This window comes from Roseibium sp., assembly GCF_025698965.1.
Taxonomy (GTDB): Bacteria; Pseudomonadota; Alphaproteobacteria; order Rhizobiales; family Stappiaceae; genus Roseibium.
Genome location: NZ_JAILWL010000650.1, coordinates 1 through 2,785 on the forward strand (window position 1 = coordinate 1; position 2,785 = coordinate 2,785).

Annotated in this window: 3 protein-coding genes; 2 read left to right on the forward strand and 1 reads right to left on the reverse strand. The window is 53.1% G+C overall.

The window, feature by feature from the left end; all coding sequences use genetic code 11:
* Positions 1-135 (forward strand): fasciclin domain-containing protein (locus tag K5905_RS31085; protein ID WP_297591587.1); only part of this gene is annotated, 135 nt, incomplete at its 5' end.
* Positions 136-378: 243 nt separating this feature from the next.
* Entirely contained in the window at positions 379-864 is a 486-nt protein-coding gene (gene bfr, locus K5905_RS31090; protein ID WP_297591585.1) for a bacterioferritin, read from the forward strand.
* 105 nt (positions 865-969) lie between these two features.
* Here bfr and K5905_RS31095 read toward each other — a convergent pair whose 3' ends face one another.
* The gene (locus tag K5905_RS31095) at positions 970-2,481 is read right to left on the reverse strand and encodes an AMP nucleosidase (protein WP_297591586.1); all 1,512 of its coding nucleotides are present in this window, start codon (positions 2,479-2,481) and stop codon (positions 970-972) included.
* Between the last annotated feature and the right edge of the window lie 304 nt (positions 2,482-2,785).

Sequence of the window (2,785 nt, forward strand, 5' to 3'; positions counted from 1 at the left end):
TCCGTTCAAGGCAGCGCGATCTCTGTCGATGCAACAGATGGCGTCAAGGTGGACGACGCAAATGTCGTAACTCCGGACATTGAAGCCTCCAACGGCGTTATCCACGTCATCGACGCCGTGATTCTCCCCAACTGACCGGGGGACAGGCGGGCGCCACCATGCTCAATTCCCGTGCCCGTCTCAGGCGCGGTCTCGCGAGAGGCCGCGCCACTTCGGTTTCACCCCGGAAACTACCGGTGTCAGTCTCAAATCTCACCATCCAATCCCGTTTTTTATTGGTTGGCTGCACTTTTTTCCGAACGAGCAGAATTGCCGCTGGACTTCAAGACTAGAATAATTCTAAACTGCGCACCTAATCAATTTTAAGGAGGCATCGCCGTGAAAGGGAATGCTAAGGTTATCAAGCGCCTGAACGAGGCTCTCTTTCTGGAGCTTGGCGCAATCAACCAGTACTGGCTACATTATCGCCTCTTAAGCGACTGGGGTTTCACGCGTCTTGCGAAAAAAGAGCGTGAAGAATCCATCGAGGAAATGCATCACGCAGACAAGCTGACTGACCGGATCATCTTCCTGGAAGGTCTGCCGAACATGCAGAAAGTGTCACCGCTGCGCATCGGACAGAACGTCAAGGAAGTCCTTGAATCCGATCTTGCTGGCGAATATGACGCGCGCACTTCTTATGCCAAGTCCCGCGAAATCTGCCGCGAAGAAGGCGATTACGTCTCCATGGCTCTGTTTGAAGAATTGCTGAAAGACGAGGAAGGCCATATCGACTTCCTGGAAACCCAGCTGGAACTTCTGGAGAAGATCGGCGAAGAGCGTTATGGCCTCTTGAACGCAGCTCCGGCGGATGAAGCCGAATAAGTTCTCTGAAATCTTGCAGAACATAAAAAGCGCGGTCCGATGCCGCGCTTTTTGCTTTCTTGGATCCTTCAGACTGACTTTCCAGTCAGTCCTCATTCAGCGACCCTACTGGAACGCCGTTTCGGCAAAGCTTCTGAGTTTGCGTGAGTGCAGGCGTTCAGCGGTCATGGCGCGCATCTTTTCCATGGCCCTGATCCCAATCTGCAGATGCTGGGCAACCTGACGCGTATAAAAATCAGTCGCCATTCCCGGCAGCTTCAGCTCACCGTGAAGTGGTTTGTCGGAGATGCAAAGCAATGTTCCATAAGGCACCCTGAAACGGAAGCCGTTTGCTGCAATCGTTGCCGATTCCATATCGAGCGCGATGGCGCGAGACTGGGAAAAGCGCTTCACCAGTTCCGGCTGATCCCAGAGTTCCCAATTGCGGTTATCGAGGGACACGACTGTGCCCGTACGCATGACCCTTTTGAGATCAAAGCCGTCATATCCGGTGATTTCGGCAACCGCATCTTCCAGTGCAACCTGTACTTCTGCGAGCGGTGGGATCGGTACCCAGATCGGCAAATCCTGATTGAGGACGTTATCCTCGCGGACATAGCCGTGGGCAAGCACATAATCACCAAGCGTCTGACTGTTCCTGAGGCCGGCGCAGTGCCCGAGCATCAGCCAGACGTGAGGACGGAGCACCGCTACATGGTCAGTGATGGTTTTGGCGTTGGAAGGGCCGACGCCGATATTGACCATTGTGATGCCGCTACCGTCGGCCCGCTTCAGGTGATATGCAGGCATTTGCGGCAATTTAGCCGGCTCTGCACCACAGGATGGCTCGCTCTGACCAGCTTCCGTAACCAGATTTCCAGGTGCAACGAATGCCTCATAACCGCTATCGGGATCGGCAAGCAACTCATGCGACATACGGCAGAATTCGTCGATGTAGAACTGGTAATTCGTGAACAGAACATAGTTCTGATAGTGCTCCGCAGCCGTTGCGGTGTAGTGCTGCAACCTATGCAGGGAATAATCAACCCGCGGTGCAGTGAAGGACGCAAGCGGCATGATGCCGTTGGCCGGCTCATAGGTACCGTTAGCGATGGAGTCGTCCATCACGGTCAGGTCGGGCAGATCGAAAATGTCGGCGAGCGGTCGGTCCAGATTTGCCGCGGCCGCTCCACCTTCCACATGTGTGCCATCATAAAAGGCAAAGTGAAGCGGTATCGGCATGTCACTGTCGCCGACCTGGATCGGAACATCATGATTGTTCATCAGCAGCTTCAGCTGCGATTCCAGGTAATGTTTGAAAAGGTCCGGGCGGGTGATTGTCGAGGCGTGTGTTCCTGGTCCTGAAACAAAACCATAGGAAAGCCGGCTGTCCAGACGGACATGGCTGTCGGTGACAATCTGCACCTGCGGATAAAACGCGCGAATTCTCCCCTCAATCTCCTTGCCTTCAAGAAGATCCTGAAAATGCGAACGCAGGAATGAAGTGTTGTCTTCAAAAATTTCGATCAGCCGCGCGACCGCTTCCTTTGCATCCGTAAAAACTTCGAGTGGATGAGAAGGTGCCAGTCGGATCCGCCGACCCGATTGCTGCAAATTATTGCCGCTTAGATTGGACATAAACAGTTTCCTTATTGTTGTTATGCGCACACAGTCCCGCCAACGCTCCCCTGGGTCAATAGCCTTTGCAAAGGTTTTTGAATTTTTTTTCGCTGAGAGAAAAAATCTGCACGAAGTGCGTCGGATAGAATCTTAACCGGTTCAAATGGTCTTTTCGCGGCGTATCGAAACCGATAGAGTCCTCCAGAATTTTGACAGAGGCCTCCCGCATTTTTCAAATGCAGGTTGATCTAGGAGTTTCTCATGCAACGCACCTTCCTGACTTATGCGCTTGCCGTCGCCACGATGATCGGCACCGGTTTTT